Source organism: Exiguobacterium sp. 9-2, assembly GCF_036287235.1.
Lineage (GTDB): Bacteria > Bacillota > Bacilli > Exiguobacteriales > Exiguobacteriaceae > Exiguobacterium_A.
The window spans coordinates 2924158-2941032 of record NZ_CP142850.1; the positions used below are offsets into that span (position 1 = coordinate 2924158).

Annotated in this window: 18 protein-coding genes; 15 read left to right on the forward strand and 3 right to left on the reverse strand. The window is 46.3% G+C overall.

The features are described 5' to 3' along the window. Positions 1 to 245 precede the first annotated feature (245 nt). The 9 genes from VJ374_RS15285 to queF all read left to right on the forward strand — a co-directional run bounded on the left by VJ374_RS15285 (position 246) and on the right by queF (position 6403). Complete coding sequence (locus tag VJ374_RS15285; RefSeq protein WP_035412018.1) at positions 246 to 863, forward strand: DUF47 domain-containing protein; 618 nt, start codon at positions 246 to 248, stop codon at positions 861 to 863. Between the two features lie 16 nt (positions 864 to 879). Then, positions 880 to 1884 (forward strand): inorganic phosphate transporter, encoded by a 1005-nt coding sequence (locus VJ374_RS15290; RefSeq protein WP_035412015.1) that lies wholly within the window; start codon positions 880 to 882, stop codon positions 1882 to 1884. Between the two features lie 131 nt (positions 1885 to 2015). Further along, complete coding sequence (pdxK, locus tag VJ374_RS15295) at positions 2016 to 2831, forward strand: pyridoxine/pyridoxal/pyridoxamine kinase (protein ID WP_023469720.1); 816 nt, start codon at positions 2016 to 2018, stop codon at positions 2829 to 2831. 61 nt (positions 2832 to 2892) lie between these two features. Beyond that, positions 2893 to 3261 carry a YojF family protein gene (locus tag VJ374_RS15300; protein ID WP_035412012.1) on the forward strand — a complete coding sequence of 123 codons (369 nt, stop codon included), beginning with the start codon at positions 2893 to 2895 and terminating at the stop codon, positions 3259 to 3261. After that, positions 3258 to 3908, forward strand: coding sequence for a bacillithiol biosynthesis deacetylase BshB2 (gene bshB2, locus VJ374_RS15305; protein WP_214856686.1), 651 nt, complete (start codon positions 3258 to 3260; stop codon positions 3906 to 3908). The genes VJ374_RS15300 and bshB2 overlap by 4 nt, the downstream gene beginning before the upstream one ends. A 171-nt stretch (positions 3909 to 4079) precedes the next feature. After that, positions 4080 to 4736: a 7-cyano-7-deazaguanine synthase QueC gene (gene queC / locus VJ374_RS15310; RefSeq protein WP_023469723.1), complete on the forward strand. Its 657-nt coding sequence runs from the start codon at positions 4080 to 4082 to the stop codon at positions 4734 to 4736. Then, positions 4733 to 5188: a 6-carboxytetrahydropterin synthase QueD gene (gene queD, locus VJ374_RS15315; RefSeq protein ID WP_329469513.1), complete on the forward strand. Its 456-nt coding sequence runs from the start codon at positions 4733 to 4735 to the stop codon at positions 5186 to 5188. Before queC ends, queD begins: the two co-directional genes overlap by 4 nt. Then, on the forward strand, positions 5185 to 5901 hold the full coding sequence (gene queE / locus VJ374_RS15320; protein ID WP_035412005.1) for a 7-carboxy-7-deazaguanine synthase QueE: 717 nt from the start codon (positions 5185 to 5187) through the stop codon (positions 5899 to 5901). Before queD ends, queE begins: the two co-directional genes overlap by 4 nt. Before the next feature lie 13 nt (positions 5902 to 5914). Continuing rightward, on the forward strand, positions 5915 to 6403 hold the full coding sequence (gene queF / locus VJ374_RS15325) for a preQ(1) synthase (protein ID WP_035412002.1): 489 nt from the start codon (positions 5915 to 5917) through the stop codon (positions 6401 to 6403). 53 nt (positions 6404 to 6456) lie between these two features. On the opposite strand, the gene VJ374_RS15330 is transcribed toward queF, so the two are convergent. Then, positions 6457 to 6744, reverse strand: coding sequence for a helix-turn-helix domain-containing protein (locus VJ374_RS15330; protein ID WP_329469515.1), 288 nt, complete (start codon positions 6742 to 6744; stop codon positions 6457 to 6459). A gap of 254 nt (positions 6745 to 6998) precedes the next feature. Here VJ374_RS15330 and VJ374_RS15335 point away from each other — a divergent pair, with 254 nt between their 5' ends. From VJ374_RS15335 to VJ374_RS15355, 5 genes are all read left to right on the forward strand, one after another. Then, positions 6999 to 8666 carry a PTS transporter subunit IIBC gene (locus VJ374_RS15335; protein WP_329469517.1) on the forward strand — a complete coding sequence of 556 codons (1668 nt, stop codon included), beginning with the start codon at positions 6999 to 7001 and terminating at the stop codon, positions 8664 to 8666. An 86-nt stretch (positions 8667 to 8752) separates the two neighbouring features. Next, positions 8753 to 9556 (forward strand): endonuclease/exonuclease/phosphatase family protein, encoded by an 804-nt coding sequence (locus tag VJ374_RS15340; protein ID WP_035411996.1) that lies wholly within the window; start codon positions 8753 to 8755, stop codon positions 9554 to 9556. Between the two features lie 170 nt (positions 9557 to 9726). Continuing rightward, on the forward strand, positions 9727 to 11139 hold the full coding sequence (locus VJ374_RS15345; protein WP_035411994.1) for a sucrose-specific PTS transporter subunit IIBC: 1413 nt from the start codon (positions 9727 to 9729) through the stop codon (positions 11137 to 11139). Positions 11140 to 11183: 44 nt separating this feature from the next. Then, entirely contained in the window at positions 11184 to 12107 is a 924-nt protein-coding gene (locus tag VJ374_RS15350) for a PRD domain-containing protein (protein ID WP_313489613.1), read from the forward strand. After that, on the forward strand, positions 12094 to 13029 hold the full coding sequence (locus VJ374_RS15355) for a carbohydrate kinase family protein (protein ID WP_329469519.1): 936 nt from the start codon (positions 12094 to 12096) through the stop codon (positions 13027 to 13029). Before VJ374_RS15350 ends, VJ374_RS15355 begins: the two co-directional genes overlap by 14 nt. A 95-nt stretch (positions 13030 to 13124) precedes the next feature. On the opposite strand, the gene VJ374_RS15360 is transcribed toward VJ374_RS15355, so the two are convergent. Next, positions 13125 to 13820, reverse strand: a complete 696-nt coding sequence (locus VJ374_RS15360) for an alpha/beta hydrolase (RefSeq protein WP_329469521.1) — start codon at positions 13818 to 13820, stop codon at positions 13125 to 13127. 173 nt (positions 13821 to 13993) lie between these two features. Here VJ374_RS15360 and VJ374_RS15365 point away from each other — a divergent pair, with 173 nt between their 5' ends. Beyond that, the gene (locus VJ374_RS15365) at positions 13994 to 15250 is read left to right on the forward strand and encodes a purine/pyrimidine permease (RefSeq protein WP_329469523.1); all 1257 of its coding nucleotides are present in this window, start codon (positions 13994 to 13996) and stop codon (positions 15248 to 15250) included. A gap of 45 nt (positions 15251 to 15295) precedes the next feature. On the opposite strand, the gene VJ374_RS15370 is transcribed toward VJ374_RS15365, so the two are convergent. Continuing rightward, entirely contained in the window at positions 15296 to 16789 is a 1494-nt protein-coding gene (locus tag VJ374_RS15370; RefSeq protein ID WP_035411982.1) for a peptide MFS transporter, read from the reverse strand. Positions 16790 to 16875: the final 86 nt, after the last annotated feature.

Sequence of the window (16875 nt, forward strand, 5' to 3'; positions counted from 1 at the left end):
ATTCTTACAATCACAAGACATTCGCTTGTAATCACAACGCAATCCAACCTATTTCAATTAAGTACACATGTAATCTCCTATTGTCAGATAATTTATTAAATCTACAATCACCTTCATATTAAGATTTATTAAGATTTCGTAAAGACGCTTCATAAATGTATTCTTTTACAATACCGTCTGCTACAATCGAACTCGTGAAGTTGCTTCACTATTCTATTCTTGTTCTTAATATGGAGGCAGAAGAAATGTTTAGTAAAAAACAAGATCCATTCGCAGTTAAATTATCAGAAATCGCAGGACACTTAAAAACGACTTCGCAATTCTTCGTTGACTTTAAAATCAACGGCATCGCGGATGTAAAAGAATTTGCACATAAAGTAAAAGACTTCGAAACAGCTGGGGACGATTTGATGCATCAGTTGATCATCGACTTGAACAACGCGTTCATCACGCCAATCGATCGCGAAGACTTACTCGCACTCGCTAACGCACTCGATGACGTCTTAGATGGCTTTGAAGAATGTTCTGCTATTTTCGAAATCTACAATATCGTTCAAGCAGACGAGCACATGATTAAGTTCGTTGATGAAATCAACATCGCTGTTTCAGAACTCGCAACGTCAATGGATCTTCTTGTTGCACGTAAATTGCAACCGATGCGTGAACATGTCATTAAAATCAAAGAACAAGAGACGATTTGTGACAACTTACGCCGTAAATCAATCAAAGCATTGTTCGCAACAGAAACAGATCCAATTAAAATCATTCAATACAAAGAAATCTATGAATCGCTCGAATCAATCGCGGACTACTGCCAAGACGCAGCTAACGTCATTGAAACGATCATCATGAAAAACGCTTAAGTGAGGAGCTAACGAGATGGATAGCCTGTTTATCATCACCGCCATAATCGTGATTCTCGCACTTAGCTTCGACTTCATCAACGGTTTCCACGATACAGCGAACTCAATCGCGACTGCTGTATCGACTCGCGCTTTGAAACCACGCCATGCCATCATTTTGGCTGCATCGATGAACTTCCTAGGTGCAATCACATTCACTGGAGTCGCAAAAACGATCTCTGGTGACATCGTTGACCCGTCAACACTTGAACACGGGAGCTATGTCGTCATCGCTGCCTTGATTTCAGCCATTGCTTGGAATCTCTTGACTTGGTACTTTGGTATTCCGTCAAGTTCGTCGCATACACTGATTGGTTCGATTGCTGGTGCAGCTGTTGCCTCTGTTGGATTTGGTGGCATCGAAGCAAAAGGGTTCTTGAAAATCGTTGAAGCTTTGCTGATTTCACCAGTACTCGCCTTCACACTCGGTTTCATCGTATATGCAGTCTTTAAAATCATCTTCAAAAAAGGAAATTTGGCGAAAACGAATCGTCGCTTCCGCCACGTCCAAATCGCAACTGCTGCATTACAATCGTACACACACGGTACGAATGATGCACAAAAAGCGATGGGGATCATCACACTCGCTTTGATTTCGTCTGGTTTCCAAACGGATCACGAAGTTGCCACTTGGGTTAAACTTTCCTGTGCGATCGCAATGGGTCTCGGAACATCTGTCGGTGGATGGCGCATCATCAAAACCGTCGGTGGTCAAATCATGAAAATCCGTCCAGTCAATGGTGTAGCAGCTGACTTAACATCAGCAGCAATCATTTTTGGTGCAACGGCGATTCATCTTCCTGTTTCGACGACACACGTCATCTCATCTGCCATCTTAGGTGTAGGTACATCGCACCGTAAGAAAGGTGTCAAGTGGGGAACAGCGCAACGCATGCTTATCACATGGGTCATCACATTGCCGATTTCAATGGCTTTAGCTGCTATGATCTACTATATTCTCGACTTCTTATTCATTAAATAAGTACGCACCCCGCCTATTCAAGATAGGTGGGGTTTTGTCTACGCTAGAAGCGTCGACAGTTGTTGTTTTTCCCATAATTCGCTATCATGAAGAACAAGAAGGATTGTCTATTTCTTTAGGAGGAATGCCCCATGACAAAACGTAAAGCCTTAACGATTGCTGGTTCCGACACGAGTGGTGGAGCTGGCATTCAAGCTGATTTAAAGACGTTCCAAGAACTTGGCGTCTACGGAATGAATGCCTTGACGGTCATCGTCGCTCAAGATCCTGATCACTCTTGGCATCATGCGGTTTACCCAATCGACACAGAACTCGTCCGGACACAAATCCACACGGTCCTTGGAGGTATTGGTGTTGATGCGATGAAGACGGGAATGCTCCCGACTGTCGAAATCATTGAAGCCGTTGCCGAAAAAATCAAATCATCCGGCGTCCAAAACGTCGTCATCGATCCTGTTATGGTCTGTAAAGGCGAGGATGAGGTGCTAAACCCTGATACAGCGAACGCACTTCGTGATGTCTTGACACCACTTGCGACAGTCGTCACACCGAACGTCTTTGAAGCAGGTCAATTATCGGGTCTTGGTAAAACGCCAGCAACGATAGACGAAATGAAACTTGCAGCAGCGCGGATTCATGAAAAAGGTGCGCAATACGTTCTTGTTAAAGGTGGCAGTAAGATTGACCATCCACAAGCAGTTGACGTGCTTTATGACGGAAAAGAGTTTATCCTGATTGAGGACGAACGAATCGAGACACCGTACACGCACGGTGCCGGCTGCACGTACTCTGCAGCAATCACGGCCGAACTCGCAAAAGGTGCATCGGTAGAAGCTGCTGTCCGTACAGCAAAATCTTTTATCACTTCTGCGATTCGTCATTCATTCCGTTTGAATGAATACGTCGGACCAACTGATCACGCTGCACATCGTACAGTCCAGTCTTGATCCGCTTAAGAAGTCCGCGATATCCGCGGACTTCTTTCTGTATAGGAGAGGAGAATGATTTATGCAAGCCATTGATTTACAAGAGATACAGCGTTATATCGACGAACATGCGAATACACCGTTATACGTACACGTTGAGACGACGAACGGTGCCTACGCGACGCACCAAGATCCGACCTTCCATAGCGCAGGGATGTTTTTCCGTAATGCGGAAATCACTTACGAACGTGGTTTGATCACAGGAAACGGTCCTTACCGGATCGGTTTGAAACTTGCACACGGCTGGTTATACGGTGAGGGATTAACTGATTTCGAATTTGCTGGGGATCAATTGTTGATTGCCGGTCACGATGTCGAAGGACGTCTTGCGATTGCTTTTGAACTTAGCCCGACACCATTTGCTCAAGGTGCAGAGGAGGTAGACGCATGACACACGAAGATCATTTACTCGTCGTCTTCCCTCACCCGGATGACGAAGCCTTCAGTTCTGCTGGTACGATCATCGAGCACGCAGAAAATCGTGGTCCTGTCACATATGCTTGTTTGACGCTCGGTGAGATGGGCCGTAACATGGGACGCCCTGTCTTTACGAACCGGGAACAGCTCGCAACGATTCGCAAACGTGAGTTGATCGATGCAGCTGAAAAAATGAAGATTTCGGATCTCCAAATGTGGGGACTTCGCGATAAGACCGTTGAATTCGAGGATGAAGCGGCACTTGCTGACCGTATCCTTACGTTGATTCAACAGACGCGCCCGACTCGCTTGATTTCATTTTATCCGGGTTACGCGGTCCATCCCGATCACGAAGCGACAGCTCGCGCCGTCGTTCGTGCCCTTCGGATGATGGATCCTGCCGATCGCCCTGAGTTCCTTGCGGTCGCTTTTGCGAACAATACGAAAGAAGAGCTTGGAGAAGGAACATTCATTCACGATGTCAGTGCCTATACGGATCAAAAGATCAAGGCACTCGAAGCACACGCTTCTCAAACAGGTGGTTTGATGAAAGTCATCTCGGAAGACTCGAACATCCGTGACCTGCTCGTCAAAGAACGCTATTACCACTATCCGCTGTAATTTCCTATTAAGAGATGCCGATCGTCCGAGCGACAATCAGCATCTCTTTTTTGGCCTTCATTAGAAAACGTCGACTTTTTTGATGGCTTCTGCTAGTGTGAATAGTTGAGACTACGTCTCCGGAGTTCGTAACCTCCTCCGTTATAAAAACTAGGAATGGAAGTGTACATTATGAAAAACGAACGTGCTCTTGTCGTCTTTAGCGGCGGCCAAGACTCAACGACTTGTCTGTTTCAGGCACTGAAACAGTATGAAGAAGTCGAAGTCGTGACGTTTAATTACGGACAACGTCATGCACAAGAACTCGAAGTCGCACGCGACATCGCCTCTGAGCTCGGTGTCAAACACCATGAGCTTGATCTCTCTCTTCTCAGTCAACTAACGAGTAACGCCTTGACTGACCACAGCCAAACCATCACGACGAACGAAGATGGTCTACCTTCTACTTTTGTAGATGGACGGAACCACCTGTTTCTTTCGTTCGCAGCCGTCCTCGCGAAAGGACGCGGAATCCGTCATATCGTCACTGGCGTATGTGAAACGGACTTTTCTGGTTACCCAGACTGCCGTGATGCCTTCATCAAGTCACTGAATGTGACATTGAACCTTGCAATGGACTATCCATTCGTACTGCACACGCCACTCATGTGGCTCGACAAAAAAGAAACGTGGGCGCTTGCCGACTCGCTCGGTGCGTTTGATTTCGTTCGAAATCGCACGTTGACGTGTTACAACGGCGTCATTGGAGATGGTTGCGGCGAATGCCCGGCCTGTGAATTACGAAAAAATGGATTAGATGCATACATCAAGGAGGTTCAACACACATGACATTCAATTACGAAGCACCTGAAACGGTCGAGCGCCCGACTGGCGACTCGCTTATCTATACGAAATCTCGCGTCATGATCGTCAAAAAACTGACGTTTGACGCAGCGCACCACCTATATGATTACGATGGGAAATGCCGTGCGCTTCATGGTCATACGTACCATGTCGATATGGGCATCAGTGGTTTTCTTGATCACCGCGGTATGACACTTGATTTTGGTGATCTTAAGAAAATCTTTAAAACACATCTCGAACCACTTCTCGATCACCGTTATTTAAATGAATCATTACCATACATGAATACGACAGCTGAAAACATGGCGGCGTGGATTTTTGAGACGCTCGGACAACACCTTCCAGACGAACGTGGACTTCGTGTCGAATTCGTCAAACTTTATGAGACGCCGACTGCTTTTGCTGAAGTCCGTCGTGAGTGGATGAACGAAACATGAGTGCCTTAACGAAAACGCCAAAAATTCCGGTTCTCGAGATTTTCGGACCAACGTTCCAAGGGGAAGGACGATCAATCGGTCAAAAGACGATGTTCGTCCGAACCGGTGGCTGCGACTATTCCTGTTCATGGTGTGACTCCGCCTTCACATGGGATGGTTCTGAAAAACCTGAACTCTTGACGGCAGAGACGATCATGGAACGCCTCGATGCACTCGGCTCTTACGGACATGTCACGATTTCTGGTGGGAACCCGTTACTTCATGCTTCGATCGGTACGCTGGTTGAGGCATTAAAAGAACGAAACATCACGATGTCGGTTGAGACACAAGGTTCTTACTGGCAAAATTGGTTACTTGATATCGATGACGTCACACTCAGTCCTAAACCGCCTTCAAGTGGCATGAACATCGATTTTGATCGTTTGGATGTTTTTTTCAAGCGTCTACCAGAACAACAGCGTGCCGTTAAAATCGTCATTTTTGATGAAGCAGATCTTGATTTCGCGGCGATGATTTCAGAGCGATATGCCTTAAAAACGCTCTATCTATCACTCGGAAATCCGGATCCGCACGAAGAAGGTACGATCGCCCCACGGATGCTACACGATTTAAAAACACTTTGGGAACGCGTTGCTCGTGATGAACGTTTTAATCACGCACGTGTCCTACCACAACTACACGCCCTCGTTTTCGCGAACGATCGTGGCGTCTAAGGAGAAATGATTCATGCGCCCTGAAGATCTAAACGACTTATCGTTACTCGGCCAAAAAGCCGTTCCATACATTTTCGAATATCAACCAGAAGTACTCGAAGCGTTTCCGAACCGCCATCCGGAAAATGATTACTTCGTAAAATTCAATGCACCAGAATTTACGAGCCTTTGCCCGATTACGAATCAACCGGACTTCGCGACGATCTACATTTCGTATATCCCGGATGAAAAACTCGTCGAATCGAAATCACTTAAATTGTATCTATTCAGCTTCCGTAATCACGGTGATTTCCACGAGAACTGCATCAACGTCATCGGGAAAGATCTCGTGAAATTGATGGAACCGCGCTACCTCGAAGTGTGGGGGAAATTTACGCCACGTGGGGGAATTTCGATTGACCCGTACTACAACTACGGAAAACCTGGTACAAAATATGAACGAATGGCAGAACATCGTCTATTCAATCACGATCTCTATCCTGAGACTGTCGATAATCGTTAAACGCTCAAAAGAGGAACAGTGGACTTTTCCACCGTTCCTCTTTTTCATACCCATTAACTCGACGGGATGTCGATCAAGGTCGTACGATCGTGCTGACAGATGACTTCAGATGACCAAATATAAATATGCCGTAACAAATGATCCAAAAGAATCTGCAAAGCACGGACCAGCCGCTCAATCATCAAAAAAGACGGATCCACAATGCTATTTTCGATACATCGAATCATCTCAAGTGTCATTTTAGTCAATTCAGCTAATGTATGCTGATCTAACTGATGACGTTCTCGTAATGTACGAATCCGCTGACCGTACTGCCCGATCGGTTGAATCCCTTCTTTCATCCGCCCAACATCTTTTCTTTTTTGAAACCAAACAATGTTCACTGTAGCCTTTTTCTCTTTTTTTTTAAATTTGAATACCTTTCCGAACTGTCATTTTTCCAATGAAATAAATTTCCGAATGTTTTTCTTATAAAACACTAGCTTTTTAAAAAGTTATCGCTTACAATTCTATATGCAAACGGTTGCATTAATCGCTTACATTATTGCACTGTTCTTACACACATATTAGAGAAAAAGAGATCCAAAAGGAGTGAATGATCTTGAAAAATGCTATTTCGTTCGATTTTTGGCAAAAACTCGGTAAAGCGTTGATGGTCGTCATCGCTGTTATGCCTGCTGCAGGAATCATGATCTCGGTCGGGAAACTGATCGGCATGTACGGAGGCGACATCGTATTAATGCAAACGATTGCCCGGATCGTTGAGGATTTAGGTTGGGCTATTATTACGAATCTCCACGTCTTATTCGCCGTCGCGATTGGTGGATCGTGGGCAAAAGAACGTGCTGGTGGTGCGTTCGCAGCGTTACTCGCCTTCATTTTGATCAACCGTGTCACAGGCGCTATCTTTGGCGTCAATGCTGACATGATCGCGGACCCAAAAGCAACGGTCAATTCATTGCTTGGTTCTGAGCTCATCGTAAAAGATTATTTCACTTCAGTTTTAGGGGCACCTGCGCTTAACATGGGGGTCTTCGTCGGAATCATTTCTGGTTTCCTTGGTGCCGTTCTCTTTAATAAATTTTATAACTTCAGTAAATTGCCAGATGCGCTCGCCTTCTTTAACGGAAAACGTTTTGTTCCATTCGTCGTCATCGGTGGATCGGTTGTTGCAGCATTCGCATTGTCACTCGTTTGGCCGTTCGTCCAAGGATTGTTGAATGACTTCGGGCGCTGGATTGCCTCTTCACGTGATTCTGCACCGATCATTGCACCGTTCGTATACGGTACACTGGAACGTCTATTACTTCCGTTCGGTCTGCACCATATGTTGACTGTACCGATGAACTACACGGAATTAGGTGGAACGTACAAAATCTTGACAGGTGCTGCTCAAGGATCGACGGTTGCTGGTCAAGATCCGCTTTGGCTCGCTTGGATCACTGACCTTGTCAACTTAAAGCAAGCCGGTAACACACAAGGATACAATGACTTAATCAACAGTGTCGTTCCTGCCCGCTTCAAAGAAGGACAAGTCGTCACATCACTTGCTTCATTGATCGGTATTGCTATCGCAATGTACATGTCAGTCGATGAAGATAAGAAAAAAGCATACAAACCGGTCTTCCTATCTGCAGGACTTGCTGTCTTCTTGACAGGTGTCACAGAGCCAATCGAGTTCATGTTCATGTTCATCGCTCCTGTTCTTTACGTCATCTATGCTGTACTAACAGGTGTTGCCTTCGCACTAGCAGATGTCATGCATCTTCGGATTCATGCGTTCGGTGCGATCGAACTTCTGACACGCATTCCATTGATTGCAAAAGCTGGTTTGATTGGTGACTTAATTCGTTTCATCGGTGTGTGTGTATTCTTCTTCTTCTTGAACTTCTTTACTTTCCGTTTCGTCATCAAGAAGTTCAACTATGCGACACCAGGTCGTAACGGGAACTATCTGGACGATATCAACGTATCGACTACTGAAGCTTCAGGTGAGGCTGCTGCAACATCCGCTCCTGCCGATGGTTCACAAGCTTCCCAAATCATTGAATTACTGGGTGGACAGCAGAACATCGAAGACGTCGATGCCTGCATGACACGTCTTCGTGTCACCGTTAAGAATCCAGCGCTTGTCGCACAAGAAGCGGACTGGAAAGCAAACGGTGCAATTGGTCTGATCCTTAAGAACAATGGCGTGCAAGCCATCTACGGTCCAAAAGCCGATATCTTAAAATCAGATATCCAAGACCGGATCGGCGCATAAACCTGCGAGATTAGGGAACTACCTAAAGGTGAAGCTCTTTCATAAGAGTTTCACCTTTCTTATTTGAAAAATCAGGAGGATCACTCATGCGTCTACTCACATTGAACTGTCATTCGTGGCAAGAAGAACAGCCACTCGAAAAATTAAAGCAGATCGTCCAACAGATCCTCGCACAAGATTATGATGTAATCGCACTGCAAGAAGTCAGTCAATTAATGGATACACCGATCGTCCATGATGAGGTGCGTAATGATAATTTTGCTTATTTAATTCAGCAAGCCTTAAAGGAACAAGGTCAAACCTACTCCCTCATCTGGGATTTTGCCCATATCGGATACGATAAATACGAAGAAGGACTCGCCTTATTGACGAAACACCCGATCTTGAAGTCAGACAGTTATTATGTCAGCCGTAGTCAGGATACACTCGATTGGAAATCACGGAAAATCGTCCGTGCCACGATCCAAGTCGACGGAACACCCATCACGTTCAATACCTGTCATCTCGGCTGGTGGGCAGATGAAGTCGAGCCGTTCCAGGAACAATTCAACCACTTGATGGCTCGGATGGATCCACTTGAATGGACGTTTTTCCTCGGGGATTTCAACAATGATGCCTTAGAACGAAATACAGGGTATGACTATATGATGCAACGAGGATTACATGACGTTTTTCTGCTTGCTAAGGAAACGGTCGGGATTGAAACAATCGATGGCAACATCGATGGATGGGAAGACAATCAACAAGGATTACGCATCGATCTTGTCTTATCGAACCGAAAGATCGATGTCGAGCGCGTCGGTGTCGTCTTCGATGGGATTCACGGACCCGTCGTTTCCGATCACTACGGGGTTGAGGTTGATATTCGGATTCAAAAAAATGAAAATTGATTGTTGACAACGCTTTCTTTTCTGCTTTATGATGAAATCAAATCAATAGTGCGGATTGTGACAGTATGGCTGGCAAGACCGAAATGACACCTTCTTAGGAGAGGTGTCGTTCGGTCTTGCCTTTTTTTGTCTCATCTAGCGTGTTTCACGAAAAAAGGAGGACTTTTCCGATGGACTATCAACAAACTGCTAAACGTGTACTTGAACTTGTCGGTGGACGCGAGAACATCATTACTGCCGCTCACTGTGCGACACGCTTACGCCTTGTTTTACATGACGAATCAAAGGTAGATCAAGCGGCACTTGAAGATTTGGATGGTGTAAGTGGTGCCTTCTCGAGCTCTGGTCAATATCAAATCATCTTCGGGACCGGTACCGTTAATAAGGTATTCGCTGCGTTTGCACCACTCGCTGGTGTGAAAGTCGATGGAGAAGAGCCACTCGACGTTAAAAAGGCTGCATCTCAAAAATTAAACCCGTTCGCCCGTCTTGCCCGTTCCCTTTCGAACGTCTTCGTTCCACTCATTCCGGCCATTGTCGCAGCTGGTCTCTTGATGGGATTACTCGGTATGATCAAAGCATTCGGTTGGGTCGAGGGCGATTCGCCGATTGTTCAACTACTTGATATGTTCTCGTCTTCAGCCTTCATCATCTTACCGATTCTGATCGGTTTCTCGGCAGCTCGTGAATTCGGTGCAAATCCGTATCTCGGTGCCGTCATCGGGGGAATCATGACACACCCGTCCCTCTTGAATCCATGGACACTTGGGAACAGTGATCCTGAAGTCATGAAATTCCTCGGAATGAACATCGAGTTAATCGGATACCAAGGAACGGTCTTCCCGGTTCTCTTAACTGTCTGGGTCATGGCAAAGATTGAACAACAAGTCCGGAAACGAACACCTGAAACGCTCGACTTACTCGTCACACCATTCGTTACGGTCCTCGTCACTGGTTTCCTAGCATTGATCGTCATCGGTCCAATCGGAACGTTGCTCGGGAAAGGAATCTCATTCGTACTCGTCTTCTTCTACGAACAGTTCTCAGTCGTCGCTGGTCTCCTCTTTGGTGGACTTTACTCGACGATTGTCATCACTGGGATGCATCACAGTTTCCATGCAATCGAAGCAGGGTTACTTGCCGATAAAAGTATCGGAAAGAACTTCCTTTTACCGATCTGGTCGATGGCGAACGTCGCTCAAGGCGGTGCCGGACTTGCCGTCTACTTCTTGACAAAGAACGTCAAACTCAAAGCACTTGCCCTACCGTCTGCGTTCTCAGCCTTTCTCGGTATCACGGAACCTGTCATCTACGGCGTCAACTTACGTCTTGGAAAACCATTCATCGGTGGTGCAATCGGTGGTGCGATTGGTGGCGGTTATGTCGTCTTGACGCAAGTCGCGGCGAACGCCTACGGACTAACTGGAATCCCGATGATCGCGATCGTCGCCCCGCTCGGTGCAACGAATTTGATCAACTACCTCGTTGGATTCGCGATTGCGGTCGTCACTGCTTTTGTTTCGACTGTCGTCTTGATGCGTCTTGATGCACGTAAACAAAAAGAAACAGACATTGCTGCTTAATCCTTCATGCGACCAAACCGGGTCCACTGACTCGGTGGTCGCATTTGTCGGTTCGCAAAGCTCTACGTTCGCTTTATAATAAAGAAAAGACTGGAAAGGAGGACGTCAGGCTGATTATTCATAAAATCCTCAACAACAATGCAGTTGTCGTTAAAGAAAATGGACAAGAACGCATCATCATGGGACCCGGTATCGCCTTTGGAAAAAAGAAAAAAGATCCGATCCAAGCGACGAAGATCGAAAAAATGTTCATCCCTTCGTTTGAAAATGCGGAACAGTTCAAAGAGATTCTGACGACGACACCACTTGAGATCATCGACTTATCCGAACGCATCATCTCGCATGCAGAAGGTGAACTTCAGACGCCGTTTCATGACTATATTCATGTCAGTCTGACGGATCACCTCGCTCATGCCGTACGGCTAGCACGTGAACAACTCGTCGTGCATAATAGACTAGCAGAAGAGATTCGTCTTTTATATGGACCAGAATATGCGATCGGAGAATGGGCAGTCCTTGAAATCGAACGCGCGTTACAGGTCACCCTCCCTAAAGAAGAAGCAGCGAACATCGCGCTTCACTTATATAATGCACGCCAGACTCATCCGAACATGGCAACTGCTTTGCAGACGGTCACATTACTCAATGAACTGCGTGAACAGATTGAAGTCTTTTTTGGAAAAACGATCGAAACATCGTCGATGACGTACTATCGTTTCTTCACGCATATGAAATTGGTCCTCGCTCGGATCGAACAGGGAGAAACGTTACACGACATGGATGACGTAATTCTATCAGCTGTCAAAACCCGTTATGCAGACGCCTACGCCTGTGCGAATCAGATGGGAGACTGGCTGGCAGTCGAACTCGATACGCGTGTCCCTGAATCAGAAATTGGTTATATGGCTTTACACATTGAACGGATTCGTCCCGACCTTGAAAGGAGTTCTACGTATGAAAATCTTTAGTTTAGGGGAAGCACTGATTGATTTGATTCCTCTTGATGCCGAGAACATGACATTTCAAAAAAATCCTGGGGGTGCTCCTGCCAATGTCTCCGTCGGACTCGCTCGATTAGGCGCAGACAGTTATTTTCTTGGAGCGGTCGGAGATGATTCGATGGGCCACTTCTTGAAAGATACGTTACATCACTATGGCGTCCGCACGGATTACCTCATCCATGATTCAACACAAAAGACAGGTCTTGTCCTCGTCACGAATGGGCAGGATGGCGAGCGGTCATTTGAGTTCATCAATGCGGAACGCGCTGATATGCATTTTCACGAAACACATGTACCAGAGGACTTCGAGTCCGTCGATTTATTACACATCGGCTCTATCTCTTTGATCACTGGTGAAGCCGTCAACGCGACACGAACAGCTATCGCTCGTGCGAAAGCACACCAAGTGCCTGTCTCGTATGATCCGAATTTGCGTGAATCGTTATGGCCAAATCTCGATGAAGCACGGACGACGATCCGGTCCGTCCTACCGGATGCACAAATCGTCAAACTCGCCGAGGAAGAGTTAACGTTTTTAACAGGACAAACAGACCTTGATGACGGGGCTGCCGAATTGTTAGCTGAATACCCGATCCGTCTTCTCGCTATCACGCGTGGAAGTAAAGGGTCGATTCTGTATACGGATCACGCGATGGCTGTCATCGATGCGATTACGGTCGACGCGATTGATACGACAGGAGCTGGGGATGCTTTCATGTCCGGGTTACTCTATCAGTGTGCGTTACGTGATTTTTCATTCGCTTGGTCAGCAGATGAACTTCATGATATCGGACGATTCGCAGCGATTTCAGGTGGGCTTGCTGCTTCCGTCAAAGGTGCAATGGCTGCCTTGCCAACACTTGATGAAGTCGCTCATCGCTTGAGTTAAATCCGTAAAAAAAGACGGAGAGATTCCGGACGCAGTGCCGGAATCTCTCCGTCTTTTTCGTTTGGTTGATGAATCGTTTCTTCCTAAAGAATCGATCAAGGCATATCGATAAATTGTTTGATTTCGTCTAACGCCTCATCTTGTTGCTCTTTTGACGTCAATGGGCTCCTGTTGTCCCCTTTTTGTGGTCCATACATACCAAAGTTCGCATGATTTCCTTGTTTGATTTCATGGAATACCGCATCTTTTCGAACATTCTGCTTACTTTTTTCGATATCAGCGATTGGTAAGACACCATCTTGTCCACCATAGACCGTTAGTGAGGGCACATCAATCGAATCAATCGGATAGGATGCGAGGAAGATGATTCCTTTAATCTTCGAATGTTGTTCGACGATTGTCGAAGCCGCGCTTCCACCTAGTGAATGCCCGATCAGATACCACTTTTTGACCTGCGGATATTCCTCGACGATATCGAGTCCTTCGTTTGCATCGAGCAAGGCAATCCGAAACGGTAGCTTCGGTATGATGACAAAATGTCCATCTTTCGCTAGTTGATTACCATAATAACTGTAAGCAGCTGCATCGACTTTTGCCCCTTGATAAAAAATGAATCCGACGTCGCTCGTCTCTTTTCCAAACGTCAGCTCACGTGGTGTCTCTGTCTCCACGTAAGATGTCGCTTGCTGCGAAGCGTCATAATCGAATTGTGCCCAAATCATAAAGGCAAATACGAGTAGCGCAAGTACTGCAACAATCGTTCCAAGGATTCGTTTACTCCATTTTTTCATGTCATTCCCTCCCTATAGCGTTATACCTATTGTTATGTGTTAAATCACATATGAAAACAAATGATAGAATTTTCAGTCATTGTAAGCATCCCTATCTCTTTTTCATGAATTGGTTTAAGATAAAGTCACTATTGTTTTTTCGAAAGGAGATTTACGTTTTGCCGCGTACCCTTGTGTCTACGATTCAATGGTTTTTATTCATCATCTGTACCAACATTGCCCCACCCCTTGCCATCGCAGCATCGTTTGAACTCTCGGGTGCCGAGACGCTTTCCTTTTTATCTCGTTGTCTATTCGTATTTGCCATCTTAAGTCTATTTCAAGTCCTACTCGGACACCGTCTTCCAATCATGGAAGGTCCTGCTGGAATTTGGTGGGGAGTATTCGCTCTCTATTCATCGATTGGTGTCACGCTGTACGGCAGTTATTCGAACACGCTACAATCGCTCGGATTCTTACTCTTACTCAGCGGAATCATCTGTATCATCTTGACGGTGACAGGTGTCTTACGACGCTTAGTTCCGCTCTTCACTCCACAAGTCATTGGTGTTTATATGTTATTGCTGTCGGCACAGCTGTCGGGATCCGTCATGAAAGGATTGTTGAATATCGAAGACGGACGGATTCAAGCATTACCTGCCGTCATCTCGATTTTGACCGTCTTGATCTCGCTCTATTTAGAACGCAGTGATCGCTTACGACAATATGCTTTATTGATTACACTACTCGTCGGTTGGAGTATGTTCGCACTGATCGGACGTGCTGAGATGCCGAGCTTCGACGGTCCACTGTTCACTTTACCGAGCCTATTACCATTCGGCGGTATTCATATCGATTGGAGCCTATTACCGACTGCTATCATCATCTCGTTACTCTTGATGACGAACGTCTTAGCGAACATCAAGGTCATTGAACGAATCATCAGTGCGAAGCGCGGAGAAACGGTCAAAGGACAAGTCGGGACGGCTGGTATCACGGCTGGTATCGGACAACTCTTCGCCGGTCTGTTCGGTACAGTGGGTCCTGTTGCTATTTCCGGAACGGCTGGATTCATCGCCTCAACGGATAATACGGACCGCAAAGCGTTCGTTTATGCGAATATCACGTGTCTCTTCCTCAGTATCGTGACACCGTTCGTCGGTTTGATTGCTAAAATCCCTGTCGCTGTTGGTTATGCGATGGTCGCCCCGATCGTTGCCGGCATGGCAATCATCGGCGTCACGGAAGCGGCTCGCGATTTGAATCGTCAAACAGCGATGATCACAGTTGGTCTTCCAGTTCTCGTCGGCATCGGTGCGTTGTTGTTACCGAAAGAAGCAACGGCCGATTTACCACCACTCATGACGACACTGATGTCGAACGGTCTCGTCCTCGGAACGTTAGTCGCCTTGCTTGCAGAGGCCTTACGCCATATCCGGACGAATGATTAATAAAAAGACGCTTTCTCGATCGAGAAAGCGTCTTTTTTGAATATCTTAACGAATGCCGCGCATGTATTTTTGAAGTTTTGGTGCGAAAGCGAATAAGAGTAATCCGAAGATGACGGCAACGATACCTGTGATACCGAAATATAGAATCTCTGTATCCGCTTTATAGTACTTAACGATTTGCGCGTTGACCGCTTGTCCCGTTGCGTTCGTCAAGAACCATAGACTCATTGTTTGCGCTGAGAAGGCTGCCGGCGCCAATTTTGTCGTTGCCGATAAACCGACTGGTGACAAGAAGAGCTCACCGATGACGACGAGGAAGAAGCTGAGCGTCAGCCAGAGCGGACTAACTGTTGTTTCAACACCGAATAGGATACCTGGTAGTGTCATGACGATGAACGAAAGCCCTGCAAACAGAAGACCGAACGAGAACTTTTGCATCGTCGTCGGTTGACGATCCCCTAGCTTGACCCAGAAGCTTGCAAATACAGGTGCTAATACGATGATGAAGAGCGGATTCAACGATTGGAAGAATGCCGGTTGAATCTCAAATCCTAAGAATGAAAGGTTCGTCCGTTCACTTGCAAAGATCGAGAGGACATATGAACCTTGTTCTTGGATCGCCCAGAAAATCGCTGCTGCGATGAAGAGCGGAATATAAGCAATCAAGCGCGATCGTTCGTCATCTGTAATCTTTGGACTACGAAGCATGACTGTGAAATAGGCGATTGGAATCAAGATTCCGAGAATCGTGACCATCAAGGTAAAGCGAGAAATCGTCAACAATCCTGTCATCGATGCAATGACACCGAGAACCGCAATGACGACGACAACGATCGACGCAATCGTGATGAAGCGTTTTTTCTCGTCCCCTTTTAATGGGTTTAAGACATACGTACCTGCTTGACCAAGGTTTTTCTTTTTCGTCAGGACGAAGACGATAAGTCCTGCGAACATTCCGATGGCGGCGAGTGCGAAACCAGCATGGTACCCACCACGGTCAGCCACTTCACCGACGACGAGTGGTGAAAGGAATGCCCCAGCGTTGATCCCCATGTAGAAGATACTAAATCCAGCATCACGACGATTATCCGTCTTACTGTACAAATCTCCGACGATATTCGATACGTTCGGTTTCAAGAAACCGGTACCGATGACGATGAGTCCCATCGAGACGAAGAGTGCCGTAATGCCTGCTGGTAAAGCAAGAACGATATGCCCCAGCATTATCAAGATACCACCATAGAATACAGTTCGAGACGTACCGAGCAAACGGTCAGCTACCCATCCACCAATGATCCCAGACATGTAGACGAGTGAACCGTAAACGGCCATGATTGACGCAGCTGTCGTCTTGTCAATTCCTAGACCACCATTTGCGACTGAGTCGTACATATAGAAGATAAGGATGGCACGCATACCATAGTAGGAGAAACGCTCCCAAAACTCGGTGAAGAAGAGGGTGAATAACCCTTTCGGATTTCCAAAGAATCCTTTTTGCGGAACGGTCTTATAGACCTGATCGCGATCAAACTCTGCCATATGATTGGCTCCTTTCATCTGCCCTGAATAAGTGCATAATCCATCATCTTTTCCCGCTTTCCCCAAACGATAAGCGTGACGAAACA